Source organism: Carboxylicivirga caseinilyticus, from assembly GCF_050589785.1.
GTDB classification, from domain to species: domain Bacteria; phylum Bacteroidota; class Bacteroidia; order Bacteroidales; family Marinilabiliaceae; genus Carboxylicivirga; species Carboxylicivirga caseinilyticus.
This window is the reverse complement of record NZ_JBNGOX010000007.1, coordinates 53,506-79,168: the sequence shown is the minus strand read 5'-3', so window position 1 is coordinate 79,168 and position 25,663 is coordinate 53,506. Positions and strand designations below refer to the sequence as shown.

The following is a 25,663-nucleotide window of genomic DNA, read 5'->3' as shown; positions in this document are numbered from 1 at the left end:
GTTGTTACAGTCTCCTTTCCCTTTTAACCTTTTCACTTTTGCCCTTATGATTTTTACTTTTTTACTCGTGTCTGATGGCATCGATTGGATTCAGATTGGCAGCTTTACGTGCCGGATACCAGCCAAAGAATACTCCAATTGCTGTACATACAAGGAATGATAGTATGATTGCATTTTGCATAACGATAAATGGTAAATTAAGAGCATTGGTGGCAACTGCTGAAATCAGTAATCCAAATACAATTCCAATGATTCCTCCGAAAATACTTAGAATAACTGCTTCTATAAGAAACTGCATTAATATGTCTGTTCCACTTCCACCAACTGACATTCGTAATCCAATTTCTTTGGTGCGTTCTGTTACCGAAACAAACATGATATTCATAATGCCGATACCTCCAACCAATAACGAAATTCCTGCAATCGCACCAAGTAGCATTGTTAACATATCACTAACTGATGAAAAGGCTTGTACCATTTCGGCCTGAGAACGTACTTCAAAATCATCACTCGTACCTTCTTTTAGTTTATGCTGACTGCGTAAAACTGTTTCTATTTCTTCAATTGCCTGATCTGTACTTTCCTCATCGATGGAAGAAGCATAGATAGCCTGAATATGTGTGATGGCTAATATTCTGCGCTGAACAGTGGTGTAGGGTGCAATTATTAAATCGTCCTGGTCCATGCCCATCCCATTCTGACCTTTTTCTTTCAATACACCAATTATTTTAAGTGGTATTCCGGCAAAGCGAATGGTTTGACCAACCGGGTCTACACTTTCACCAAAAATATTTTCAACAACTGTTTTACCAACCAAACAGACTTTTCCTAAACTACTGATTTCTTTGTCGGTAAATATTCTTCCGTCTTCCAATTCATATTTTCTGATTTCAAGATATTCGGTATTGACACCGTAAATACTTGTTGGCCAGTTTTTATTTCCTTTAATGGCTTGTCCACTGCTCGAAACCTGTGGTGAAATACGACTCAGGTATTGAGAGCTTTTCTCCAGTTGTTCAATATCTTTCATGGTTAGCGATTTTGAGTCGGAGTTACCCATCATAACACCACCTCGTCGCTGAGATCCGGGCATTACAAATATCATGTTCGATCCCATGCTTGAAATTTCATCCTGTATGTTCTTTTTTGATCCTTCACCAATCGAAAGCATTCCAATTACCGAACCTACACCAATGATGATCCCCAGCATTGTTAAAATAGCTCTGAATTTATTTCGCTTCAGTGCGTTGATGGCTATTTTAGTGAGATTTATATAGTTCATTATTTATTCTTTAAAAGTCAATATCTGATTCATGTGGAAGTTCAGCAATCAGCTGAGTTGCATTGTGACGTTTGTCCACAGTCATCTCTGTTTTTATTAAACCATCGCGGAAAACAATATTGCGTTTCATAAAACGGGCAATGTCTTCTTCGTGGGTTACAAAGGCAATGGTTTTGCCTTCGTCGTTGAGTTTCTGAAACAGCTCCATTATCTCGTAGGAGGTGCGGGTGTCGAGGTTACCGGTTGCTTCATCAGCCAGAATAACAACCGGATCGTTTACCAGTGAACGGGCAATAGCCACACGTTGCTGCTGACCTCCGGAGAGCTGATTTGGCATGTGATGGAAACGGTCAGCCAAGCCAACCTGTTCCAGTGCATACATCGCTTTTTCTTTTCTTTCTTTCGACTTTACCTTTGAGTTATAATACAAGGGTAATTCAACGTTTTCAAGTGCTGTTGTACGAGGCAACAGGTTATATGATTGAAAGATAAATCCCAGTTTAGAGTTACGTAGCTGAGCCAGTTGGTTTTTGTTCATGTCGGCCATGTTTACTCCATCAAGCAGATAGGTTCCATCAGTTGGTTTATCTAAGCAGCCCAGAATATTCAACATAGTTGACTTACCGGAACCACTGGTGCCCATAATGGCTGCAAAGTCTCCTTCCTGTATTTGCATGTTGATTTTTCGGAGGGCATGAACAGTGACCTCACCAACATGATAATCTTTTCTTAAGTCTTTGACTTCTATTATTGTTTTTTGCATGATAATCAATTGTTAATGAGTAATCTGTTTACTTGTTGTTACGTTGTGGTGGTTTAGGCATAAATGGATTGCCTCCGGCTGCCTGAACAGTAGCTTCTGCATTCTTTTGTTCCATTTTTAAAACCACAACATCTCCTTCTTTCAATCCCTCCAGAACTTCAACATTGATATCGTCATCCATACCAAGTTTCACCGGTACTGGTTGTAACATTGAGTCTCTTTTTACCCATATCACTTTTTTGTCTTTTGATGGGGCATTGTCGTCCATTGGAGGAAATCCTTCCGATGGTTCACCTTGTGGCATTGGAGGTTTTGGAGCGTTTTGCATATAACTCATCATCAATTCTTCATCTGCTTCAAAACGTGCAGCTTTACTAGGTACAGTCAGTATATCTTTTTTCTCAATAACAAAAATGTTTGTTTCTGCTGTCATGCCCGGCATCAGCTTATAATCTGGGTTAGGAGCCATAATAATGATGGTATAAGTAACTACATTATTCGTAACGGTTGGTTCCAAACGTACTTCGGTAACTTCTCCCTGAAAGATTTCATTTGGGTAAGCGTCAACTGTAAATTCAACTCTTTGTCCTTTTTTAACCTGACCTATGTCTGCTTCATCAACATTGGCTTCGACCTGCATTTGAGTTAAGTCGTTGGCAATGGTAAATAAAGTGGGGGTTTCAAAGCTTGCTGCAACAGTCTGACCTTCTTCAACGGCGCGGTTCAAAACAATACCATCGATGGGAGAATAAATCAAGGCAAAATCAAGATTGATTAGGTTTTTACGGTGCTGAGCAATGGCACTTTTATAATTGGCCTTTGCAACATTCAGGCTATAAACTGTTTCGTCGTATTCCGATTGTGCAATCAACTCTTTTTCGTAAAGCGGCTTCAAACGGTTGTAATTGGCTTGTTTGTAATCCAGTTCAGCTTTTGCATTGTCTACAGCAGCCTGTGTCTGTTCTACAGCAGCAGCCAGGTTAGTTGTATCAATTCTGGCTAGCAACTGGTTCTTTTTCACATATGAGTTGAAATCAACATAAATATTTTCGATAATACCTGATACCTGAGTTCCCACTTCAACAGTGGTAATAGCTTCCAGTGTACCTGTTGCCGTTACTGTACTGCTGATAGATCCCAGTTTTACAACACCGGTTTCAATATCAATCTGATCCGGACTGATTGAACTTGGTTTTAGGATGAAAAAAGTAGTGATACTGGCTGCCAGAACCAACGCTGATATAATTATAATTTTACGTTTCATGATTCTATGTTTTTTATTTTTTTATTAGTCTGTAATGATTGGTTTGTAGTCTTTTGTTTGTCTTGATACAGATGTCTTACTACCTGATACTTTATTTTAAAGAGTAATGGGTTGACCTTTGTAAAAATCAAGGATCTTATAATTGAATAGTAATTTGTATTTCGATTGTAAAAATGAACTTTGAGCCTGTATCAGGTTATTCTTCTCAAAAATGAAGTCAACAGAGTTCATCAAACCGTTTTTGTATTTTTCTTCAGCCAGAGCATATGATTCTTCGTTGGCTTCAAATACTTCTTTGTAGGCTTCAAACTCATATTGCGAAGTCATCACATCCAGACAAACCTGTTCAATGTTCATTCGAAGTGTGTTTTGCTCATCTTTTTCAGTTAATTCAGCATTCTGATAACTAATCTTTGCCTTTGCTACACTCGTTTTAACTTGTTTATTCTGAAAGATTGGAATCGATAAGGTTAATCCCACGTTTGGAGTAAAACGGTCGTTTAACTGATTAGTATAGGTGGCATCCAAGGTATTGCTGTAACCAGTAGATAATCCAGTATTTGCTGAAAGAACAGGCATATATCCGGCTTTTGCAATTTTTTCGTTAAGCTCAGCACTTTGCTTCTGAAATGCAGCGCTCCTTAATGTTGGCCTGATGTCAGCCGAAATTGAATAAACCTCGGTTGCATCCGGAAGCAAATCCTGATTGATATTTTCAGCTAGTTCAGGGTACGAAATATCAAAGTCGTTACTTACAGGTAAAAGCATCATCTGCATCAGATTTACCTTTGAAATTGCCAACTCACTTTGTGCACTGATCAGGCTTGATTTTTCAGTTGCCAATTGAGATTTAACCTGCAAATAATCTGTTTTCGAAATAGCTCCGGCAGCATATCTGGCTTCGGCATATTCTGCCTGTTCCTGTGTTGCTTCCATTTGAATTTTGGCATTCTCAACATTTTCTTTGTTAAAGATTACCTGCATAAAAGCATTCAGAATATTTAGAGAAACCGTTTCTTTAACAGCCTCCGAATCATAAATACCAGCTTCCATATCAATTTTGGCTTGCTCAATCAGTTTGGTGAGTTTTCCACTATTGAATAAAGTGACACTGGAATTAAGGCTAAAGTTATTACTTTGATTGTCTCTGTAATCACTCTCCCATGAGTTGGTATTATCAGAACCCGACCATGAGGCAGTATAACTTACCGAGGCATTTAATGAAGGCAGCTTCTGCGCTTTCGCCTGTTCTACATCAACCTGGTTTGATAAGTTAGTGAGTAGGGTTTGTTGAACCTGAATGTTTTGTGAAAGTGCATGGTTGATACATTGTTCCAGAGTCCATGTGTTGGAACTAGTATCCTGGGCTAATAAATTGCCTATTCCAATCAGGAGAATAAGCAGTGTACTAATTATCTTCATATTTTTCATTTTACTTTCGATTATTGTTTGATCATTCTGAAACTGATGAACTCTTGTTTAAATTGAGTTACTCTTCGTGTCAGTTTCAATATCGATTTCGAAAGTAGATCCTATTTAATAGGACTGAAATTAAAATAGAAGAACAGGGCATTTTTATCGATAAAGGGGCTTTTTTTACTCCTGCAAATTTTTCAATTGACCAGCAAAAATCAATTTATTCAGTAGTAGTGAAGAGAGATTATGGAGATGTTGAGGTTGTTTTTTTGAATAGTATGTTACCTCTTTGGGCAATTATTGGAGGTGTTAGAATAAGAATATAAGTGTGAAGAGAATAGGTTGTTAATAATCTAAATTCCATAAAAAAGCAAAGCCCATAATCAGTGTCGGCAACATCGATTATGGGCAAATATTAATCTATCATTAATTATTGAAAAACACTTTTTCTAAACCAGCTTTCGTTAAAAGTCAAACCTAGTTTTATTGAGTGAAAATTCTCTTTAACCAGTCCGTTTTTTAAACTCCCGCCCACTTTATATTCGTAACCAAAGTTAAGTAACGATTGGTTTTTCATTGGGATGGTAAAACCAGCAGTTATTCCTTTTTCACTAAGTTCAACATCTTTTATTTTTAAGTAATTATCGGCGTAAAAGGCACCTACACGATATTGCATTCGTTTAAAAATAGAACGGTGAATATTTCTTTGAGGGCTGTATTGAATACCAAAATTGAATTGTTGAGTATCGCGAGTTTTGTTGGTTGTGTTGGCCAAATTAATATTACTCCAGTCTCCTTTGTGATAGTCAAAAGCAACAATCCAGTTTTGCTCCTTCTGAATCGCAATTCCACCTCCATAGCTGGTTGGCAGGAACAGATTGTCGGCATTTGTCTTCTCTGAGTAATATTCGTAGTCACCATCAGTGTAAACGCGCTGTTTAAACCAGGTGTTCAAACTGGTTTCCGACATATAGTTACCTCCAAAGCTTAAAGTATATTTATGGATGGGAATATAATACTGAAAGCTGTATTCAAGATTGAAATTACTAACATGATAGGAATGTTCATTATAAATCGTTTGACCCAGAATGTAAGGATATTCTGATTTTTCAATGATATCAATGTTACCCCAAAGCAATGAAGATTTTAATCCTAGGGAGAAATTTTTGAATAATTCAACTCCATTCGACCAACCCAATTCATATATGCCTCCTTCACCAGTATAGGTTACAGGATAAGTTGTGTTGGTGCCAATCATATCTTTTTCTGATTGAATATTATAGCCAATATTTGAATATGGAGATATCGTAATAGCCATACCCCAATTTGGATTCACTTTGAAAGCCATTGAAATTCCATTGATATTGGAATTAAAATTGCTTTGTTTTTGAGAGGATGACTCAAAAGTACTTAAGCTTGCTTTCGCCTGAAGGTTGAACAGCATGGTAAGACTATCCATTTTACTGAGCGATGCTGCACTTATGGTATTAATATAATTAGATGATGGAAGAGCCAACCCCGTGTGACCCATTCCCATGTTGATAACATCTCCTTTGTATTCAATATTTCCTACTCCATACATTGAATAGGGAGAAGCTGTATTGTTTTGGCTAAATGCCGAGATGGATAGAAGACTTATGCAGATAGCAAAAATCAGCCTTTTATTGAATATCATAATAGTAATAGTAAATATTTAACTGTGATTTGTAGTTTTTATGGTACTGGCCTCCAATTACCATATAGTCTAATTGTGTTCCGGCCTGATCGTCGGTAAAAGAAATAGCTAAGCCCTGATCAGTGTCAACAATGGTTTCTTCCAGTCTGTCATTCAAATAATTTGTAATGTCGAATGAATAATAGGTATTCTTATTGTATAAGATATCCTTGGTTAAGGTTGGAGTTAAATATTCGCCACTTGAATTATATAGGAAATCTCCAATGCCATTTATCTTATCAATCTCATTAATATAAATGGTTGATGGCAAATCGGCATATTTCATATAATCCATTACCGGTCGAAGAACTAAATCAGCCTTAATGATTCTACCCTGCTGTTTGATTTCAAGTAGATTATTTAAGAAGGGGAAGTCAATTCGGATACAATAACCATTTCCATTCTGGATTAAACATTCAGAGTTTGTTTCTGTCTCTGAAAGTTTAATAGTACCATTCGTTAGTTTATTCCATGGTTCTTTGGTATTGTTCTCTTCGATCTGAGTAAATTGATAAGTTGAGGTTTGTAAACTAAAATCCATGGTATAGTTTTCTTTTTCACGATTGATTATGTGTGAATACAGCCTCAATTTACAGGTGTCGGATGCAGTGTTTAAACCAATCATTGCCTTTGTAATGGTTGTGTCTGTTTCAAGAACAAAACCTTTAAACTCTTCTTTGAATAAGGTTGAATAGGTAGAAACACTCTTATTTTCTAAAACAAAATCTATAATGTCAGAAGCAAATTGCTTGTCTAATGTAATAGCAATGCTTTTTTGTTCGCCTGGCCATAAAAGAACATCTCGTCTTCCCAGAGGTTCTTCCTCATAACTAAAATGACTTGTATTATAAAGATAAGCACTGTTATCTTTATCAATCAATTCATTTAATTGGTGCACCCTGAATGACATTAGTGAAGTGGTATCACCAATACTGTATCCATTGGGTTTAACCAAAAGTGAAATTGAGTCAATAATTTGCTTTTCCTTATCCCACGAAAAGCTTTCAGGAATGTTGATGGCAAAGTAACAGGTCGTTTTTTGTCCTCCAATCAGCGGGTTGTTATAATAACCAACCAATCCGGCATCACGACCAGAAGTCTGAACTGAATCAGCCTTAATACTGGATAAGTTTATCGATACGGTATCAATCAGTGCCGTATAAGTTGATGATCTTACAAATCCGCTTGCTACATCCAGGTCACCTTCATCGCACGCTGAAAGTCCAACAATAAAGGTAAGAGCTGTAAAAAGAAATAATTTATAATGTGTCGATATTAATGACATACAATTTAGAATCTGAATTATTTGATGATGCAAATAAAACAGGAAGCCGTGTAGTCATTAAATCTATTCAACAAATGCAGGTCGTATCTCTATCTATGAAATATAAAATTCAATGAATGTCAGTTTATTCTCCCTAAACGACAAGAATGACTTTTGTTGAAGAAGATTGGATAAATATGGATAAATGAGAAGTTTTCGTTGATAAGTTTTTATGTAGATTTTTCAAGCCTATAGTTTTGGTTCAAATTCAAAATTATAACAATGCGAAAAAATTTCTTTTATACATGGTTAATGGTCATAATGGCCCTTTTAATTGTATCGTGTAGCGATGATGATGATGATGATGATTTATATGGTAACTGGATAAAGAAAGGTTCTTTTGAAGGTATTCCACGAAGCGATGCTGTTTCGTTTACAATTGGTGATTATGCTTATGTAGGAACCGGATATAATGGTGATGAGGATGAGCGATTGACTGATTTCTGGAGATATAATGCTGAGAAGGACGCCTGGGATTCAACATCTGTTGCTCAATTTCCTGGTGTAGGACGAAACAGTGCAGTTGCTTTTAGTGCAGCAGGTAAAGGATATGTAACAACCGGTTTTGATGGTAAAAATAAACTGAAAGACCTTTGGGAATATGATCCTGAAGCAAATGCCTGGACTCAAAAAGCAGATTTCCCGGGTAGCGGTCGATATGATGCCATTGCCTTTACAGTTAATGATATAGGTTATGTCGGTACCGGTTATGATGGTAATTTGTTAAAGGATTTCTATAAATATGATCCATCAACAAATACATGGGAGAAAGTAACCAGTATTGGAGGTAGTAAACGACGTAATGGTACAGCCTTTGTGATTAATGACCTGGCATACGTTTGTATGGGAACCGATAATGGTGAGTATTTGGGTGACTTGTGGGAATATGATGCAGACACTGATACCTGGACTGAGAAAAGAAAGATTGCCAATGATGCTAACGAAGATGAAAGTTACGATGATGACTACGAAATCGTTGGGGTTTATGCTTCAGCTTTCACTACAGGTGGATTAGGTTATGTAGCAACCGGAGGTCCTGGTTATCCTGGAGTCAGAACATGGGAATATGATCCATCAACTGATTTATGGACAGAGAGAAGTGAGTTTGAAGGTTCAGCTCGCTATGGTGCAGTTGCATTTACATTAAATGATGTTCCGTTTGTAGGTACAGGTCGTAGTTCAAGTGCATATTTCGATGATGTATATAAATTCGATCCAAACGCAGAGCAAGACGATAATGACTAATCTGTTTCGGAAATATAAACTTCATTATCTGATTGTATTGGCAGTAGTAATGGTATATTTTATTCCACTGTTATTCGCCGAATTTACTTCAGATGCAAAATTTTCCAGCCAGGTGTTTACCATGGATAAAGGATATGGGTATGAGATTATGGTAAATGGTAAAGTATTTATTCATCAGGAATATATACCTGGCATTAAAGGGTACAACTTATTCGAATCAAAAGATAAAGCGCAAATAGTGGCTGACATGGTTGTGAACAAATTGCTTCATGACGAGTCGCCAACAGTTAGCGGAGAAGAGCTTATAAAAGCAGGGGTTATTCAGCATGAAACGGTAAACTGAAGTACTCTGTTTGGGTTTAGATTAAAAAGGTGTATTTTGCGGGGGATAAGTAAATTTATTCCCCGTTTTTGTATTAAAATTTAAGTTGATTGTAGTTGAGAGATGAGAGTTCCGCCTAGAATTTCAAGTATTATTATTCATTTAATAGTTTGGATTGGATATAGTCTGCTTTTGTTTTATGGCCCATCTGTAATGATGGAGAGAAAAGTTGCATTATTATTTTCCGGAAGGACCATAATTATGCATATCATCCTTTTTTATCTCAACTCTTATTATCTGTTACCACGTTTGTTGGGTAAGAGTAAATATACTTCTTATGTATTATCTGTTGGTGTGGTGTTAGTTGTGTCATCGATACTTTTTTATATCACTGATGATTACATTGGTTTAAAAGGACCGGACGACAGAGATCATCAGGTTGAATTTAGCCGTGATCGTAATTTAATGTCCAAAGAACTTTCAAATTTAAATGATAGTTTGGTTTGGGAGCAAGACTATAACGAATGGCAAAAAAGGCAGAAACCCGAATTTGAACAAGGTGATTCCTTAGCTATGAGAGAAAGGCGCAAACCACCGTTTTCGAAAGAAATATTAGGGGTGCCAATTCCGCCAGGAATACGTATGGGAACACTTTCGTCCATTGGTATATTATTTATAAGTATTTTGTTTTGGGTGATTGGGGAGTCGCGCAAACAACATGAGAATGAGATGACTCTGATGAATCAGAATCTTAAGAATGAGATGAAGTTTTTGAAATCGCAGATCAATCCTCATTTTTTGTTTAATGCTTTAAATAATATCTACTCTTTATCGATACTAAACTCAGTGAAGACACCGGATATGATTGTGAAATTATCAGAAATGCTTCGCTATGTTTTGTATGATTCTGAAGGAAAGAAAGTGCCATTGTCAAAGGAGTTAGCGTATATTCGAAATTTCATCGAGTTTCAGCGTGTTAAAATTGAGGGAATCCCAAATTTGCATGTTGATATTGACAGAGCAGATGGACAATTAATGATTGAACCGATGTTGTTGATTCCTTTTATCGAAAATGCGTTTAAATACAGTAAGTTGGAGGATACTGAGAAAGGGTGGCTTAAAATGGTGCTGACTACTGAAAAAGGATTACTACGGTTCGAAATTCGAAACAGTTTATTGGGGAAAAACGTAAATGGAGAACCCGGAGGAATTGGTGTGGAAAATACACGTCAACGCCTGAAAATGCTTTATCCCGAAAAGCATGAATTATATGTTGGGCAAACAGAGAGTGAGTTTAGAGTATTACTTAAGATTGATTTAAATGAAGCTTAATTGTATTGTAATTGATGATGAGTTTCCGGCCAGAGAATTACTGACCGATTTTATAAAAAAGGTTCCTAACCTGGAACTTTTGGATCGCTTTGATTCTCCATTAAAGGCTTTGGCTGTTTTACAATCCAATAAAGTGGATCTGATGTTTATTGATATTCAGATGCCCGAGATTTCAGGAATTGATTTTCTGAAAACATTGCGCCATAAACCTATGGTTGTTATTACTTCTGCTTATCAGGAGTATGCCTTGGAAGGCTATAGTCTGGATGTGATGGATTATCTGTTGAAACCATTTTCTTTCGATCGCTTTATGCAAAGTGTAAATAAAGCTTTTGATCGTGTAGCAGATAAGGAAACGGTGGTGGTTCAACCGGAAGTTGTTACAGTACAGGCTGCGGAGCCTGCCAAAGACTATCTGTTGGTAAAGGCAGATTATAAGATTCATCGGATAAAATTCAATAACATTATTTGCATTGAAGGAATGCGCGAATACGTAACATACTTTTGTGACAAAGAAAAATATGTTGCTTTGGAATCATTGCGTAGTCTGGAAGGTTTGTTGCCTGAGAAAGATTTTATCCGTGTTCATAAGTCATATATCATCAATATTGATAAAATAACAACCTTCTACGGAAATCAAATAAAACTTGCCGGGTTGGATAAATATATCCCTATTGGCAAGTCGTACAAAGACATTGTTCAAAAACGGATAATGGAGCAATAATGCTTGATCAGTTATTACTTCAGGTATAATGGAAGTAGTTTGTACATTTATTAATTAATATCTTCGTTTTTATTTCTTTCTTTTTTATAAAAGTTAACATTTCAGCGTGTTTTAATGACGCGTAAGTGTAATTCTGATTTTTATCCCGAAAAGTTATTTTCTTTCAGGTTTAAATGTCACCATTATAGTGCATTGTGTGTATTGTAATGGTGGTTTATTATTGGATCTATGTCAAAATGAATAAATTAATCAGTTACATCATTTTAAATAGAATTAATAAAAATAGTAAAAAAATGTTCTCAAAATTATAATAGTACAAAATACTATTATACATTTGTTGCATAATGATGAACCAGGGAGAAAAATATAATAAGTTTTCCAAATATTATGTCGCTATCGACTGTGTTATTTTTGGATATGAAGATGGTGATCTGAGGTTGCTGTTGTACCATCGTGGCTTTGAACCAGCCAAAGGACAATGGTCACTAATGGGTGGATTTGTTGGGGAAGAAGAGTCATCGGATGATGCAGCGCACAGAGTTTTGAAGAAAATTACGGGTTTGGAAGATATTTATCTTGAACAGGTTCAGGTATATACCGATCCAAAGCGTGATCCTGAAGGTAGGGTAATGAGTATTGGATATTATGCCTTAATACGTATCGATAAGCATAATTCAGATAAGGTTCGCGAAAACGGTGCACATTGGTGGTCGGTTAAGGATTTGCCAAACTTGGTTTTTGATCATAAGCTAATGGTTGACAACGCGCTTGAAAAGTTGCAACTTAAAGCAGGTTTGGAGTTGGTTGGAAACGAGTTGCTTCCGGATAAATTTACTTTGCTTCAGTTGCGTCGATTGTATGAAGCTATATTTCAACGCGATTTAGATACGGGTAACTTCAGAAAGAAAGTATTGTCACTGAATGTGTTGGAACGTTTGGAGGAGAAGAATACAACCGAATCGAGAAGAGGCGCTTATTACTTTCAGTTTAAAAACGATTTGAAGGATAAGTCTTTTGATCGGCTTGGAAAACTTTGATTTTAACAGAATGATAGTATAAAGTACTATAACAAGTTGTATATTTAATAAAAGTAAAAACTAATGATCAGATTATCTAATCATATTTGTAAAACAACGTTAATCTGATTTATAAATCGAAAAGAGATGAATATTGCATTAGATCAATTAGAAGTGTGGTTTGTAACCGGTAGCCAACACCTTTACGGACCAAAAACATTAGAGCAAGTTGCTGAACATTCAAAAGAAATAGCAGCTGCATTTGATGCATCGTCAAAAATTCCTGTGAAAGTAGTGGTAAAACCTACCGGAACCGGATCGAAAGAAATCCATAATATTTGTAAAGAAGCAAACAGTGCTGAGAACTGTGTGGGTGTTATTACCTGGATGCATACATTCTCTCCTGCAAAAATGTGGATTCACGGTCTACAGGAGTTGCGTAAACCAATTCTTCATTTACATACACAATACAATAAAGAGATTCCATGGAATGAAATCGATATGGATTTCATGAACCTGAATCAAAGTGCTCATGGTGACAGAGAATTTGGTCATATCATGGCTCGTATGCGTATGAATCGTAAAGTAGTTGTTGGTCACTGGCAAGATGAAAAAACATTGGATAAGATCGCAACATGGGCTCGTGTAGCTGCTGCTTATGCTGATTCTCGTGATATGTTGATTATCCGTTTCGGTGATCAAATGAACAATGTTGCTGTAACAGATGGTGACAAAGTTGAAGCAGAAAGAGTATTTGGATATCATGTTGACTACAGTCCTATTGCTGATTTAGTAGCTTATCAGGATAAAGTAACTGATGCTGAAGTTGCTGAGCTGGTTAAAGTTTACGAACAGGATTATGAGTTTGCTGATAACTGTAAAGCTGGTGGAGAATTTCGTGGTCAGGTTGAGAATGCTGCCCGTATCGAAATTGGATTACGTCGTTTCCTTGAAGCTAAGGGAGCTAAGGCATTTACTACCAACTTTGATGATTTAGAGGGTGTTGATCAGTTACCAGGTTTGGCTTCACAGCGTTTGATGGCTGATGGTTATGGATTTGGTGCTGAAGGAGACTGGAAAACGGCTGCATTATGTCGTAATATGTGGTTTATGAGCCAAAACTTACCTGATTACAAAGGATGTTCTTTCCTTGAAGATTATACGTTGAACTTCGATGGTGAGAATAGCTCAATTCTTCAGGCTCATATGCTAGAGGTTTGTCCTTTGATTGCTGATCATAAGCCTCGCGTAGAAGTTCACCCATTGGGAATTGGTGGAAAAGCAGATCCTGCACGTTTGGTATTTACAAGTAAAACCGGACCAGGTGTTGCTGCAACTGTAATTGATATGGGTAACCGTTTCCGTATGATCGTTAATACAGTTGATTGTATCGAGTCTAAGAAACTTCCAAAACTTCCGGTTGCAAGTGCATTGTGGATTCCACAACCAAACTTCGAAGTTGGTGCTGCAGCATGGATTTTGGCAGGTGGTACTCACCACACTAGTTTCTCATATGACTTAACAGTTGAATATCTGGAAGATTTCGCTGAAATGGCAGGTGTTGAATTGGTATTGATTGACGAAAACACTACTATTCCTGAGTTCAAAAAAGAACTTCGTTGGAACGATTTGTATTATCATTTATCTAAAGGATTATAATACTCTTAAATAAGGAAAGAAGGAGGCGTACAACTCCTTCTTTCTTAAACAACTAAATACAAACTATTATGATGACAACATTAGACTGGGTTGTAATTGGACTATTTTTTGTCTTTCTGATCGGTATCGTTATTTGGGTTATCAGTCAGAAATCTAACAACTCAGAAGATTACTTCCTGGGAGGACGTGATGCAACATGGATTGCTATTGGTGCCTCTATATTTGCGTCCAATATTGGATCGGAACATTTAATTGGTCTTGCCGGAGCTGGTGCATCATCAGGTATGGCAATGGCACACTGGGAAATTCAAGGATGGATGATATTAATACTCGGTTGGGTATTTGTACCATTTTATTCGCGTAGTATGGTATTAACCATGCCGGAATTTCTTGAGAGACGTTTCAATCCTGAATCCCGTACTATTCTTTCACTTATTTCGTTAGTTAGTTACGTTTTAACAAAAGTAGCTGTAACAGTTTATGCCGGAGGATTGGTATTCCAGCAGGTTTTCGGTATCGAAGAACTTTGGGGAATAGATTTCTTCTGGATCTCAGCTGTTGGTTTGGTTCTTTTAACGGCTGTTTATACCATTTTTGGTGGTATGAAATCAGTTCTTTATACATCGGTATTACAAACACCGATTCTATTATTAGGATCATTAATTATTTTGGTCTTAGGTTTGAAAGCAGTTGGTGGTTGGGAACAGGTATTGGAAATTGCCGGTGCTACCAAAACCAATGAATATGGAGATACCATGGTTAACCTAATCAGAGATAACCGTGATGCAAATTTCCCATGGTTGGGAGCATTGATTGGTTCTGCAGTAATTGGTTTCTGGTACTGGTGTACCGACCAGTTTATTGTACAACGTGTGTTATCGGGTAAAGATGAGACTCAGGCTCGTAGAGGTACTATCTTTGGCGCTTACCTAAAACTGACTCCTGTATTCTTATTCCTGATTCCGGGTATGATCGCTTATGCTATGAGTGCTAAAGGTGGAATTATCTTAAACGGACAAGAGTATGTTTTACCAAGTGCTGATGCTGCTTTCCCATCGTTGGTAACACAGTTGTTACCTGCTGGTGTTAAAGGTTTGGTTGTATCTGGTATTTTGGCTGCTTTAATGAGTTCATTGGCATCGTTGTTTAACTCATCAGCAATGTTATTTACCATTGACTTCTACAAGCGTTTCAAACCAGAAACTCCTGAGAAGAAATTAGTGAAAATTGGTCAGATTGCAACGGTTGTAATTGTATTATTGGGTATTCTTTGGATTCCAATTATGCGTAGCATTGGTGATGTATTGTATGAATACCTGCAAGATGTTCAATCAGTATTGGCACCAGGTATCGCAGCTGCCTTCTTAATGGGAGTTCTTTGGAAAAGAGCAACTGCAAAAGGTGGTATGTGGGGTCTATTATCTGGTTTTATTATCGGATTAACCCGTTTAGGTGCGAAAGTATATTACTCATCAACGGCTGATGCTGCAGATAGTTTATTTAAATCAGTATTTTATGATACTAACTGGCTGTTCTTCAGTGGTTGGATGTTGTTAATCTGTTTGGTTGTGGTATTTGTAGTGAGTTTGGTAACCGAAGCTCCAAGTGCAGAAAAAATTCAGGGCTTGGTATTTGGTACTGCTACACCAGAACAAAAAGCAGCGACACGTGCCAGCTGGGGTAAGTGGGATGTAATTCACACTGTAATTATCATCGCTTTAACAGTTGCGTTCTATATTTATTTCTGGTAACATTTAATTACTTAGTTGATGTTAGAACAATTAAAAGAAGAAGTTTTTAAAGCCAATCTTGAGTTGGTAAAACATAACCTGGTAATCTTTACCTGGGGAAATGTGAGTGCGATTGATCGTGAATCAGGATTGGTTGTGATCAAGCCTAGTGGGGTTGAGTACGATGTAATGAAAGCATCAGACATGGTGGTTGTTGATTTGGATGGAAAAGTGGTTGATGGAAACCTGAAACCTTCGTCTGATACACCTACTCACCTGGAGCTTTATAAAGCATTTCCTGAGATTGGTGGAGTAGTTCATACGCACTCAACTTATGCAACAGCATGGGCTCATGCAGGGTGTGATATTCCTATTTTAGGAACTACTCAGGCTGATTATTTCTATGGTGATATTCCATGTACCCGCGATATGACTCCTGCAGAAATAGAAGGAGCATATGAAAAAGAAACAGGCACGGTTATTATTGATACGTTCAAGAATATTAATCCAATGCATGTTCCTGGAGTAATTGTGAAAAACCATGCTCCATTCTCATGGGGTAAAGATGCACATGATGCTGTTCATAATAGTGTGGTGATTGAGCAAGTAGCCAAAATGAATTCAGTGGCTCTTCAAATTAATCCACGTGCTACTATGAATCCGTATCTGACAGAAAAACACTTCAACCGTAAACATGGCGCTAATGCTTATTACGGACAAGGATAGGTGAAGAAATTAGTATCAAGACATAAGTACAAGCATATTACCTTGTGCTTAGTCTTGATACTTAATTCTCTGTACTTGATATTAAAAAAATGAAAGCAGTTAAGATTTCCGGAATTAGAAAAATTGGAGTTTATGATGTTAAGGAGACTAACATTGTAAAAGCTGATGAAGTTAAAGTGGCTATCAAATCCGTAGGAGTATGCGGTTCTGATATTCATTATTATAACGAAGGAAATATTGGTTCTCAAGTAGTCGAATATCCCTGGGGAGTTGGACACGAAGCTTCTGGTGAAGTGCTGGAAGTAGGAGCCGAAGTAAAAGATTTAAAGATTGGCGATAAGGTAGCCATCGAACCGACAGTTTATTGTGGTGTTTGTTCAGAGTGTTTAAACGACAGAAGACATACCTGTTTAAATCAGAAGTTTTTAGGTTGTCCGGGGCAGATGGAAGGTTGTATGAGTGAAACCTTTGTAATACCACAAATCTGTTGTGTAAAAGTTCCAGATCATTTGACTCCACAATTGGCAGCATTTGCAGAACCCCTTTCAATTGGATTGTATGCATACAAGCTCTCAGCAATGCATCAAAAAGACTTTAAAGTTGCCATTTTAGGAGCAGGACCTATCGGTTTAACAGTGCTGGCCTCTTGTCTGCATGGAGGGCAAAAGCACATTACCGTTATTGAACCACTGGAATATCGTAAGCATTTTGCTAAAGAATGCGGAGCAGCTTCAGCTTTTACTCCTGATGAGGAAGTAGAAATAAAAAAGCAGGCTGAACTTGGATATGATGTGGTGTATGAATGTTGTGGAAAACAGGAAGCCCTCGATCAGGCTTTAAGAATTCTTAAGCCGGGAGGAAAGTTAATGTTTGTTGGTATCCCCGAAACTCAGTCATTGAGTTTTAATATGGATATGATGCGTCGCAAAGAGATCTGTGTTCAGAATGTCCGTCGTCAGAACAATAGTTTTGAAGAAGCTATAGATATGATAGCAGGTAATCCGGATTATTATCAAAACATGATCTCTCATGATTATAAGGTGGATCAAGCCGGACTAGCTTTCGAGAAGGTAGCTGCATATAGTGATAATGTAATTAAAGCAATGGTTAATTTCTAGTTAACTGATTCAAAAAATAGAACAATGAAAAAACAATACGTAATAGGGTTGGATTATGGATCTGACTCAGCAAGAGCCTTGATTGTAGACGTAAATACAGGTGAAGAAATGGCTTCATCAGTAAAGTATTATCCACGTTGGATGGAAGGTAAATACTGTGTGCCTGCTCAAAACCAATACCGTCAGCATCCAAAAGATTATTTGGAGGTGATGGAAGCTACTATTGCAGAAGCTTTAGCCAAGTGTGATTCTTCAGTTGCAGAAAATGTAGTAGGTATATCATTTGATACAACCGGTAGTACTCCTGCTTTAACTGATGTAAACGGAACGCCTTTGGCAATGTTACCTGAGTTTGAGGAGAACCCTAATGCTATGTTTATTTTATGGAAAGACCATACTGCTGTTAAAGAAGCAGATGAAATTAATGAACTGGCTCGTAAATGGGATGTAGACTTTACTAAATACGAAGGTGGTATTTATTCATCGGAGTGGGTGTGGGCTAAAGTTTTGCACACTTTGCGTAAAGATGAAGCTGTTAAAGCAGCCACTGCTTCCTGGATTGAATATTGCGATTGGTTACCTGCTGTACTAACCGGTAAAACAGCTTTGAATGAAGTGAAGAGAAGTCGTTGTGCTGCTGGTCATAAAGCTTTATGGCATACAGACTGGAATGGTCTTCCTCCCGAAGAGTTTTTGGTTGAGTTAGGTCCTGAATTAAAAGGATTACGTGAAAATTTATTTAAAGATACATATACAAGTGACGAGGCTTTCGGTACACTAACAGCTGAGTGGGCTGCCAAATTAGGTTTGTCAACTGATGTTGTTGTGGGGGTAAGTGCATTTGATGCTCATATGGGTGCTGTAGGTGCTGAGATTGAAGCTAATACATTTGTTCGTATCATGGGTACATCAACCTGTGATATTATGGTGGCTCCTGAAGATGAATTGGGAGACAAATTAATTCCTGGTATCTGTGGTCAGGTGGATGGTTCTGTAATACCTGGTATGATGGGATTAGAGGCAGGTCAGTCGGCCTTTGGTGATGTGTATGCATGGTTTAAACGTGTATTGGAATGGCCACTTCAATTTGTATCTAGCGAAGAGGAGAAGAAAGCCATCATGGATAAAATTATCCCTGCTTTGGCTGATGAGGCTGCACAAATTCCAATGGAAGAGTCAACTGTACTAGCTACTGACTGGTTCAATGGTCGTCGTACGCCAGATGCTGACCAAAATGTAAAAGGTACGATCACCGGATTAAATCTGGGATCAACTGCACCACGTATCTTCCGTGCATTGGTGGAAGCTACTGCATATGGTTCAAAAGCTATCGTTGACCGTTTCCTAGAAAACGGGGTTAAAGTAGACCAGGTTGTGGCTATCGGTGGTGTGGCTAAAAAATCAGACTTTGTAATGCAAACATTGGCTGATGTGTTAGGTATGCCAATTAAAGTGGCTCGTTCAGAGCAAAGTGTGGCATTGGGAGCTGCTATGTTTGCTGCTGTTGCAGCAGGTGTACATACTACAATTGCTGATGCTCAAAAGGCAATGGGACAGGGATTCGAAAAAGAATATTATCCAATTGCTGAAAATGTAGAGGCTTACAAAGCACTTTACGAAAAGTATATCAAATTAGGAAAACTTACTGAAGCAGGATTTTAGGCCTGCACTCGCTTGATTCATAATTACCGGGAGCCATTAACTTCTCCCGGTTTTTCTTAAAAAATCATATTGAAAGATGGTGTTAGGATTAGCCTCTGATCATGCCGGATACGAAATGAAGGAATTTGTAAAAGAACACCTTCAGAAAAAAGGTTTTACGGTGAATGATTATGGCACAAACAGTGGAGATAGTTGTGATTATGCCGACTATGCTCATCTCTTGGCAGAATCAGTTGAGAATGGAGTAAATCAGTTAGGGCTGGCATTTTGCGGAAGCGGTAATGGTATCAATATAAGTTTGAATCGTCATAAAAACATTCGATCAGCTTATTGCTGGAAAACAGAAATTGCACAGTTGGCTCGTCAGCATAACGATGCCAACATATGTACTGTTCCTGCCCGATTCATTGAAAAAGAGCTTTGTATCGAAATTATTGAAGCATTTTTAAATACAGCCTTTGAAGGTGGAAGACACCAGTGTAGAATAGAAAAAATTGAAATATTATAAACATTAACTAAGAATCGAACTATGGCAAGTGCTGCACAAAAAGGTGCTGATAACATTCGAATTTTATCAGCAGCAATGGTTGAAAAGGCCAAATCAGGTCACCCTGGAGGAGCAATGGGTGGAGCTGACTTCGTAAACATTTTATACTCTGAATTCTTAAAGTACGATCCGGCAAATATGACAAATCCATTCCGCGATCGTTTCTTCCTTGATCCTGGTCACATGTCACCTATGTTGTATAGTGTTTTGGCGTTGTCAGGATTTTACTCAACAGACGATCTTGCACAATTCCGTCAGTGGGATAGCGTAACTCCTGGTCACCCTGAAGTGGACGTGTTACGTGGTGTTGAAAATACTTCAGGTCCTCTTGGACAAGGTCACACAATGGCAGTAGGTGCTGCTATTACTGAGCGTTTCTTAGCCGCTCGTTTCGGTGAGTGGACTGCTCATAAAACTTATGCATTCATTTCTGACGGTGGTGTACAGGAAGAGATCAGCCAGGGTGCTGGTCGTATCGCAGGTTTCTTAGGTTTGAGTAACCTGATTATGTATTACGATTCAAACGACATCCAGTTGTCAACTACTGTTGCTGAAGTGACTGCTGAAGATGTTGCTAAAAAATATGAAGCCTGGGGATGGAGTGTTGTGACTATCGACGGTCATGATGAGGCTCAAATCCGCAAAGCGATTGTTGATGTGCAAGCTGAAACAGAAAAACCAACCCTTATCATTGGTAAAACAATTATGGGTAAAGGTGCTGTTACTGCTGCAGGCGAAAGCTTCGAGCGTAAAACATCAACTCACGGACAGCCTCTTTCTGCTGCTGGTGCCGATTTCAAAGCTACTATCGCTAACTTAGGTGGCGATGGTGATAATCCTTTCGTTATCTTCCCTGAGGTTGCTGAAACTTACGCTAAACGTAAGGAAGAGTTGAAAGCATGGGCTACAGAGCAAGCAGCTACTCAAAAAGAATGGGCTGCTGCCAATCCTGAATTAGCTGCTAAATTAGACCAATTCTTCTCAGGTAAATTACCTGAAATCGATTGGGCCGCTATCGAGCAAAAAGCTAACTCAGCTACTCGTGGTGCTTCAGCTACCGTATTATCTGTATTGGCTGATAAAGTAGAAAACATGATTGTTGCTTCTGCTGACTTGGCTAACTCTGATAAAACAGATGGTTTCTTAAAGAAAACAACTGCTTTCACTAAAGGTGATTTCTCTGGAGCCTTCTTCCAGGCTGGTGTTTGTGAGTTAACAATGGCTGTTATCATGAACGGTATGGCATTGCACGGTGGTGTGATTCCTGCTTGTGGTACTTTCTTTGTATTCTCTGATTACATGAAACCAGCGGTTCGTTTGGCTGCTTTGATGCAATTGCCGGTTAAATATATCTGGACACACGATGCTTTTCGCGTAGGAGAGGATGGTCCTACTCACCAGCCGGTAGAGCAAGAAGCTCAAATCCGTTTGATGGAGAAATTGAAAAACCACCACGGCGAGAATTCAACTTTAGTTCTTCGTCCTGCTGATGCTATCGAAACAACTGTAGCATGGAAAATGGCGTTGGAAAATACAAAAACTCCAACTGCAATGATCTTCTCTCGTCAGAATATCACTGATCTTCCAGCTGCATCGGGTAACCGTTACGAAGAAGCTCTACAAGCTGCAAAAGGAGCTTATATTGTTGACGATTGCGAAGGTACTCCTGATGTAATCTTGTTGGCTAGTGGTTCTGAGGTGGCTACTTTGGTTGAAGGTTCGGTTAAATTAAAAGCTGACGGTGTAAAAGTACGTATCGTATCAGTTCCTTCTGAAGGATTATTTACATCTCAATCAAAAGAATACCGTCAATCAGTATTGCCTGCCGGAGTTGCTAAATTCGGTTTAACTGCTGGTTTACCTGTAACCCTTGAAGGTTTAGTTGGTGCCGACGGTTTTGTTGCCGGTTTGGATCATTTTGGTTATTCAGCACCTTACACAGTGTTGGATGAGAAATTTGGTTTTACAGCAGATGCTGTATACAAAAACGTTAAGACGTTATTGGGTTAATTTAGATAAACATGTTTGTAAAGCCGGCGTAGGAAACTATACCGGCTTTTTTTTGTGCCAAAATGCCAAGACATTTGTATGGAAGAACAGCTAAACGAAGTCTTTGACTACGTTTGATATGTTTAGTAGTGTGTGACTACTATAACTTATACGCATACTTGTGCATTATTAGTTATCAACTGCTTATTTAACAGACGAAGTTGCAAACTTGGGCGGGTTAAGGACCGTATGTTACAATCTATTTGGCAGGAAGTACAATAACATCTTCAAATAATAAATTCGTCATTATTAATACATCATCTTTCACCAATTGTACATATCCCGTAATTAAATTATAACCAACTTCATAGTTGTCAATAGGCAATTCGACTTCCAAACTGTTTTTTTCAAAAGTGTATTCAATATAACCAGCCTCAAGACTTAAGTCATTTTTTAACTTTCCAACTTTCAACTTCATAATACACCCATTTATATTTGGAATTGGTATTTTAATTTTAGCAATCAAAGTGTCTCCAAAATAAATTGTATCAGGCATGTCAACATAGTGATATGCATTATGGATACTAGTAGTATCTATTGTATCATCTACAATATCTAAATTGCCAATAGGAACTTTTTTCGTAATATGCCCACTGTCGTTAAGTTCTAGCAAGTTATAAAACTCCATTGTTTTATTTTGGTCGATCACAATTTCAATTTGTTGCATTGCTTTTCTATTCTCAAAAGCAGTGCAATATATCTTGTCACCTTTAGAAAGATAAGTTATATCCTTTTCAATTAGTGGTTTACCCATTATCCAAAAAATTTCTGAGTCTATATTGCCTGAGGAATTGTAAAAATATTCAATACCATGTACTTCTCCATGATTAAAGGGCTGAACTATACGACTTCCATCATCAAACATAACATAAACGTTTCCATGTTTTTGGCCGTGTATATAATTCGTTTCCGAATAATAATCTTCACCTAGATTCTTTTTATAACAGATGCCATGCTTTTTATTTTCTTTGTCCAGATATATAACTTCTACAATAGTGTCATTATGGAATTTAATAATTTTTGAAGGGCGAGAATCTTTAAAGTAAGTGCTTTTAATTAAAACTCCATTACTATCATATTCATGCAGAGGCTTTCCTTTTTCTGTGCAGGAAAAGGAAATTGTACCTATTAATAAGACGTAAAAAAAGGCTAGTTTCATGTTTATTATCTTTGAATTCTTTTGATTTTGGTCGAATATATTAGCGAAGTTTTTGACCCTTTGATCTATTTAGTAGTCTGTGAATAAGATACATTATGAGATGAACCTGAGCATTGGTAGTTGCAAACTACTTAATAAGTTTAACTTAATTACAAATTACGCCGAGCGTTGAATTAGTATTTAAGTTTCTGGTGGTCCTGTCGAGTATCCCAGAAGGTCAACAAGATAATCTCCTTCTTTTTTAGCATAACCTTATAAAACAAATAGTTGTGTTTTGTTACAAGACCTTTTCGAACATTCTTTACGCGTGATGTTTCAGTAAATGATTGAGGATGTTTTTTAATAACATTAAGTACTTCTTCTGTTTTATCAATGAAGCTTTTAACTTCATTAATACTCCAGTTTTCATGCAGATAATCCAACACTTTGTAATAATCCAGCTTTGCTTGTGCAGACCAGGTTATCTTCATCTTACAAGCCGTATTTTTGTCGAGCCTCTTTCATAACATCTTCATGAAGCGTCACTTCTCCTCGGTCGGCTTCTTCAATACCTGCTTCAATAGCTTGCTGAACGGACAAAGGCAGTTCATCCCACCAATCAGTTTCTTTATGGTGCTTAAGCAATCGGCTCACCTTTTCCAATAATTTCGGTTGATCCGTATTTAATATCATCTGGACTAACTCCAGTTTCTTAGCTTGAAGATTCATAGCAATCAATTTTGTATCTGTTACAAAGTTAACGATTTATATTTAGTTTTAGTTTCCTGTAAAAGGAGGTGATATTCCAGTTTTTAGGAGTATCCAAATTTTTCAACTGGTAACCCTAATGCTATCTTGTGAATCTTTCGCGTGGCTGCCTAATTAAAATCAACAAGCCAAAGATTTTAAGAAAACACGCATAATTTGCATGGTTTAAATATTTAGTATTTGCACTGATTGTTAATTATCTGCTTCAGATAGGAAACTAGTTTTACTTGCACTATAAATGTAATTAATGTTTAGTTGCCTCGGGACGTAATTACGCTCTAGGAGGTAACCGTTACGAAGAAGCTCTACAAGCTGCAAAAGGAGCTTATATTGTTGACGATTGCGAAGGTACTCCTGATGTAATTTTGTTGGCTAGTGGTTCTGAGGTGGCTACTTTGGTTGAAGGTTCGGTAAAATTAAAAGCTGACGGTGTTAAGGTACGTATAGTATCAGTTCCTTCTGATGGATTATTTACATCTCAGCCAAAAGAATACCGTCAATCAGTATTGCCTGCCGGAGTTGCTAAATTCGGTTTAACTGCCGGTTTACCTGTAACCTTAGAAGGGTTAGTTGGTGCCGACGGTTTTGTTGCTGGTTTGGATCATTTTGGTTATTCAGCACCTTACACAGTGTTGGATGAGAAATTTGGTTTTACAGCTGATGCTGTATACAAAAACGTTAAGACGTTATTGGGTTAATTTAGATAAACATGTTATGATAGCCGACAGGAGATGTTCTGTCGGCTATTTTTTTTATTGATGCGGAAGTGATTGATGTATAGGTCATTGTTTTTGTCTTTTTGTTAGGAGTAAACTAAATCATGGTTAGATTTTTTGATAGAGAATTTAATAAGTATAATTTTATCCGGCGCTTTATTCAATGAAAAAACAATGAAGAAGTTTCTTAATTTTCTATTAGAGATATTATTATATTCTTTATCATACATACCTTTATGGATATTCTATTTGATTTCGGATGCTTGTGCATTTATTTTATGTTATGTAATTAGATACCGAAAGAAAATAATCTTAAGTAACCTAACTAGTGTCTTCCCGGAAAAGGATGAGAAAGAGATAAAACAAATCGTAAAGGGTTTCTATAAGTATTTTTGCGATTTAGTATTTGAGTCTTTAAAGGCTCTAACAATATCGCCCAAGCAACTTATTAAACGTTTTAAAATAACGAATCCAGAACTCTTGGATGAGTTAAAACAAAATAATGAAAGTGCAATTATTTATGCGGCTCATTATGGTAATTGGGAGTGGTTTGGTAGTCTTCCGTTAGTGCGCCCTTATAGTTTTACAGCCTTGTATCAGGAGCAAACCAGTCAATTTTTTGATGAATTGATATTGAGAATGCGAAGCCGTTTTGGAGTTAAATGTGTTGAATCTAAATATGGATACAAAACTATATTACAATATAAAAGAGATGGTATTGTATCATTTAATCTGATTATTGGAGACCAATGTCCTTATTATAAAGCATCAAGAAGTTGGGTTCAGTTTTTAGGTAAAGAAACCGCATTTTTGAAAGGGGCTGAAGTGATGGCTTCCAAAACAGGACAAGTCTTGTTATTTCCATTTATTAAGGTTGTTAAAAGAGGCTATTACGAAGTAACTTTTATTAAGCTTACGAATAGTGAGGATGGGATAAAGGATAATGGAGGAATCAAAGAATTTGCCCGTGCTTTGGAAGAAAATATCAGATATGCACCTCAGTTTTGGTTGTGGAGCCATCGTAGATGGAAATTAAAAAAGAGAGAAGGCGAATTATAGCTAACTCATATTCTGCATCATATTCAAAATATTAATAAAACAGTAATTACTAAGTGATAATATTTGGTATGATTTTGTACATCATTTAG

At 37.3% G+C, this 25,663-nt stretch carries 23 protein-coding genes; 14 read left to right on the top strand and 9 right to left on the bottom strand.

Annotated features, from left to right (window positions below):
• Positions 1 to 61: 61 nt before the first annotated feature.
• The 6 genes from ACRD62_RS05615 to ACRD62_RS05590 form a co-directional block, all read right to left on the bottom strand.
• Positions 62 to 1,282 carry an ABC transporter permease gene (locus tag ACRD62_RS05615; RefSeq protein WP_430819149.1) on the bottom strand — a complete coding sequence of 407 codons (1,221 nt, stop codon included), beginning with the start codon at positions 1,280 to 1,282 and terminating at the stop codon, positions 62 to 64.
• A 10-nt stretch (positions 1,283 to 1,292) separates the two neighbouring features.
• Positions 1,293 to 2,045 (bottom strand): ABC transporter ATP-binding protein, encoded by a 753-nt coding sequence (locus ACRD62_RS05610; RefSeq protein ID WP_321412432.1) that lies wholly within the window; start codon positions 2,043 to 2,045, stop codon positions 1,293 to 1,295.
• 28 nt (positions 2,046 to 2,073) lie between these two features.
• A complete protein-coding gene (locus ACRD62_RS05605) occupies positions 2,074 to 3,309 on the bottom strand; it encodes an efflux RND transporter periplasmic adaptor subunit (RefSeq protein ID WP_430819148.1) in 1,236 nt (411 codons plus the stop codon).
• Positions 3,310 to 3,405: 96 nt separating this feature from the next.
• Positions 3,406 to 4,731: a TolC family protein gene (locus ACRD62_RS05600; protein ID WP_430819147.1), complete on the bottom strand. Its 1,326-nt coding sequence runs from the start codon at positions 4,729 to 4,731 to the stop codon at positions 3,406 to 3,408.
• A 424-nt stretch (positions 4,732 to 5,155) separates the two neighbouring features.
• Entirely contained in the window at positions 5,156 to 6,400 is a 1,245-nt protein-coding gene (gene bamG / locus ACRD62_RS05595) for a BamG family beta-barrel-assembly machinery protein (RefSeq protein WP_430819146.1), read from the bottom strand.
• The gene (locus tag ACRD62_RS05590) at positions 6,387 to 7,724 is read right to left on the bottom strand and encodes a DUF4270 family protein (RefSeq protein ID WP_430819145.1); all 1,338 of its coding nucleotides are present in this window, start codon (positions 7,722 to 7,724) and stop codon (positions 6,387 to 6,389) included. The genes bamG and ACRD62_RS05590 overlap by 14 nt, the downstream gene beginning before the upstream one ends.
• Before the next feature lie 261 nt (positions 7,725 to 7,985).
• Between ACRD62_RS05590 and ACRD62_RS05585 the strand changes: the two genes are divergently transcribed.
• From ACRD62_RS05585 to ACRD62_RS05530, 12 genes are all read left to right on the top strand, one after another.
• Positions 7,986 to 9,008 carry a Kelch repeat-containing protein gene (locus tag ACRD62_RS05585; RefSeq protein WP_430819144.1) on the top strand — a complete coding sequence of 341 codons (1,023 nt, stop codon included), beginning with the start codon at positions 7,986 to 7,988 and terminating at the stop codon, positions 9,006 to 9,008.
• On the top strand, positions 9,001 to 9,351 hold the full coding sequence (locus ACRD62_RS05580; protein ID WP_430819143.1) for a DUF4907 domain-containing protein: 351 nt from the start codon (positions 9,001 to 9,003) through the stop codon (positions 9,349 to 9,351). The genes ACRD62_RS05585 and ACRD62_RS05580 overlap by 8 nt, the downstream gene beginning before the upstream one ends.
• A 102-nt stretch (positions 9,352 to 9,453) precedes the next feature.
• Complete coding sequence (locus tag ACRD62_RS05575; RefSeq protein ID WP_430819142.1) at positions 9,454 to 10,662, top strand: sensor histidine kinase; 1,209 nt, start codon at positions 9,454 to 9,456, stop codon at positions 10,660 to 10,662.
• Positions 10,652 to 11,386, top strand: a complete 735-nt coding sequence (locus tag ACRD62_RS05570) for a LytR/AlgR family response regulator transcription factor (RefSeq protein ID WP_430819141.1) — start codon at positions 10,652 to 10,654, stop codon at positions 11,384 to 11,386. The genes ACRD62_RS05575 and ACRD62_RS05570 overlap by 11 nt, the downstream gene beginning before the upstream one ends.
• A gap of 344 nt (positions 11,387 to 11,730) precedes the next feature.
• Complete coding sequence (locus ACRD62_RS05565; RefSeq protein ID WP_430819139.1) at positions 11,731 to 12,423, top strand: NUDIX hydrolase; 693 nt, start codon at positions 11,731 to 11,733, stop codon at positions 12,421 to 12,423.
• 126 nt (positions 12,424 to 12,549) lie between these two features.
• Positions 12,550 to 14,061 (top strand): L-arabinose isomerase, encoded by a 1,512-nt coding sequence (araA, locus tag ACRD62_RS05560; RefSeq protein WP_430819138.1) that lies wholly within the window; start codon positions 12,550 to 12,552, stop codon positions 14,059 to 14,061.
• Between the two features lie 68 nt (positions 14,062 to 14,129).
• Positions 14,130 to 15,812, top strand: a complete 1,683-nt coding sequence (locus ACRD62_RS05555) for a sodium:solute symporter (protein WP_430819137.1) — start codon at positions 14,130 to 14,132, stop codon at positions 15,810 to 15,812.
• A gap of 18 nt (positions 15,813 to 15,830) precedes the next feature.
• Positions 15,831 to 16,517 (top strand): L-ribulose-5-phosphate 4-epimerase, encoded by a 687-nt coding sequence (locus ACRD62_RS05550; protein WP_321412412.1) that lies wholly within the window; start codon positions 15,831 to 15,833, stop codon positions 16,515 to 16,517.
• An 89-nt stretch (positions 16,518 to 16,606) separates the two neighbouring features.
• Positions 16,607 to 17,635: a zinc-dependent alcohol dehydrogenase gene (locus ACRD62_RS05545; RefSeq protein WP_430819136.1), complete on the top strand. Its 1,029-nt coding sequence runs from the start codon at positions 16,607 to 16,609 to the stop codon at positions 17,633 to 17,635.
• A 24-nt stretch (positions 17,636 to 17,659) separates the two neighbouring features.
• Entirely contained in the window at positions 17,660 to 19,297 is a 1,638-nt protein-coding gene (locus tag ACRD62_RS05540; protein ID WP_430819135.1) for a ribulokinase, read from the top strand.
• Positions 19,298 to 19,373: 76 nt separating this feature from the next.
• Positions 19,374 to 19,805, top strand: a complete 432-nt coding sequence (locus ACRD62_RS05535; protein WP_430819134.1) for an RpiB/LacA/LacB family sugar-phosphate isomerase — start codon at positions 19,374 to 19,376, stop codon at positions 19,803 to 19,805.
• 21 nt (positions 19,806 to 19,826) lie between these two features.
• Positions 19,827 to 21,854: a transketolase family protein gene (locus tag ACRD62_RS05530; protein ID WP_430819133.1), complete on the top strand. Its 2,028-nt coding sequence runs from the start codon at positions 19,827 to 19,829 to the stop codon at positions 21,852 to 21,854.
• Between the two features lie 238 nt (positions 21,855 to 22,092).
• Here ACRD62_RS05530 and ACRD62_RS05525 read toward each other — a convergent pair whose 3' ends face one another.
• From ACRD62_RS05525 to ACRD62_RS05515, 3 genes are all read right to left on the bottom strand, one after another.
• Entirely contained in the window at positions 22,093 to 23,052 is a 960-nt protein-coding gene (locus ACRD62_RS05525) for a toxin-antitoxin system YwqK family antitoxin (protein WP_430819132.1), read from the bottom strand.
• Between the two features lie 173 nt (positions 23,053 to 23,225).
• On the bottom strand, positions 23,226 to 23,522 hold the full coding sequence (locus ACRD62_RS05520; RefSeq protein ID WP_430819131.1) for a type II toxin-antitoxin system RelE/ParE family toxin: 297 nt from the start codon (positions 23,520 to 23,522) through the stop codon (positions 23,226 to 23,228).
• Between the two features lies 1 nt (position 23,523).
• The gene (locus ACRD62_RS05515) at positions 23,524 to 23,760 is read right to left on the bottom strand and encodes a hypothetical protein (protein ID WP_319397361.1); all 237 of its coding nucleotides are present in this window, start codon (positions 23,758 to 23,760) and stop codon (positions 23,524 to 23,526) included.
• A gap of 368 nt (positions 23,761 to 24,128) precedes the next feature.
• On the opposite strand from ACRD62_RS05515, the gene ACRD62_RS05510 reads away from it, so the two are divergent.
• Positions 24,129 to 24,497: a transketolase-like TK C-terminal-containing protein gene (locus tag ACRD62_RS05510; RefSeq protein WP_430819207.1), complete on the top strand. Its 369-nt coding sequence runs from the start codon at positions 24,129 to 24,131 to the stop codon at positions 24,495 to 24,497.
• A gap of 192 nt (positions 24,498 to 24,689) precedes the next feature.
• A complete protein-coding gene (locus ACRD62_RS05505) occupies positions 24,690 to 25,574 on the top strand; it encodes a lysophospholipid acyltransferase family protein (protein ID WP_430819130.1) in 885 nt (294 codons plus the stop codon).
• Positions 25,575 to 25,663: the final 89 nt, after the last annotated feature.

Excerpts from the sequence above, each read along its gene's own strand:
- araA (WP_430819138.1), top strand. The coding sequence starts at position 12,550 with ATGAATATTGCATTAGATCAATTAGAAGTGTGGTTTGTAACCGGTAGC.
- ACRD62_RS05590 (WP_430819145.1), bottom strand. The coding sequence starts at position 7,724 with ATGTCATTAATATCGACACATTATAAATTATTTCTTTTTACAGCTCTT.
- ACRD62_RS05585 (WP_430819144.1), top strand. The coding sequence starts at position 7,986 with ATGCGAAAAAATTTCTTTTATACATGGTTAATGGTCATAATGGCCCTT.
- ACRD62_RS05610 (WP_321412432.1), bottom strand. The coding sequence starts at position 2,045 with ATGCAAAAAACAATAATAGAAGTCAAAGACTTAAGAAAAGATTATCAT.
- ACRD62_RS05530 (WP_430819133.1), top strand. The coding sequence starts at position 19,827 with ATGGCAAGTGCTGCACAAAAAGGTGCTGATAACATTCGAATTTTATCA.
- ACRD62_RS05550 (WP_321412412.1), top strand. The coding sequence starts at position 15,831 with ATGTTAGAACAATTAAAAGAAGAAGTTTTTAAAGCCAATCTTGAGTTG.
- ACRD62_RS05505 (WP_430819130.1), top strand. The coding sequence starts at position 24,690 with ATGAAGAAGTTTCTTAATTTTCTATTAGAGATATTATTATATTCTTTA.
- ACRD62_RS05615 (WP_430819149.1), bottom strand. The coding sequence starts at position 1,282 with ATGAACTATATAAATCTCACTAAAATAGCCATCAACGCACTGAAGCGA.
- ACRD62_RS05525 (WP_430819132.1), bottom strand. The coding sequence starts at position 23,052 with ATGAAACTAGCCTTTTTTTACGTCTTATTAATAGGTACAATTTCCTTT.
- bamG (WP_430819146.1), bottom strand. The coding sequence starts at position 6,400 with ATGATATTCAATAAAAGGCTGATTTTTGCTATCTGCATAAGTCTTCTA.
- ACRD62_RS05515 (WP_319397361.1), bottom strand. The coding sequence starts at position 23,760 with ATGAATCTTCAAGCTAAGAAACTGGAGTTAGTCCAGATGATATTAAAT.
- ACRD62_RS05520 (WP_430819131.1), bottom strand. The coding sequence starts at position 23,522 with ATGAAGATAACCTGGTCTGCACAAGCAAAGCTGGATTATTACAAAGTG.
- ACRD62_RS05605 (WP_430819148.1), bottom strand. The coding sequence starts at position 3,309 with ATGAAACGTAAAATTATAATTATATCAGCGTTGGTTCTGGCAGCCAGT.
- ACRD62_RS05540 (WP_430819135.1), top strand. The coding sequence starts at position 17,660 with ATGAAAAAACAATACGTAATAGGGTTGGATTATGGATCTGACTCAGCA.
- ACRD62_RS05600 (WP_430819147.1), bottom strand. The coding sequence starts at position 4,731 with ATGAAGATAATTAGTACACTGCTTATTCTCCTGATTGGAATAGGCAAT.
- ACRD62_RS05570 (WP_430819141.1), top strand. The coding sequence starts at position 10,652 with ATGAAGCTTAATTGTATTGTAATTGATGATGAGTTTCCGGCCAGAGAA.
- ACRD62_RS05555 (WP_430819137.1), top strand. The coding sequence starts at position 14,130 with ATGATGACAACATTAGACTGGGTTGTAATTGGACTATTTTTTGTCTTT.
- ACRD62_RS05580 (WP_430819143.1), top strand. The coding sequence starts at position 9,001 with ATGACTAATCTGTTTCGGAAATATAAACTTCATTATCTGATTGTATTG.
- ACRD62_RS05545 (WP_430819136.1), top strand. The coding sequence starts at position 16,607 with ATGAAAGCAGTTAAGATTTCCGGAATTAGAAAAATTGGAGTTTATGAT.
- ACRD62_RS05535 (WP_430819134.1), top strand. The coding sequence starts at position 19,374 with ATGGTGTTAGGATTAGCCTCTGATCATGCCGGATACGAAATGAAGGAA.
- ACRD62_RS05575 (WP_430819142.1), top strand. The coding sequence starts at position 9,454 with ATGAGAGTTCCGCCTAGAATTTCAAGTATTATTATTCATTTAATAGTT.
- ACRD62_RS05565 (WP_430819139.1), top strand. The coding sequence starts at position 11,731 with ATGATGAACCAGGGAGAAAAATATAATAAGTTTTCCAAATATTATGTC.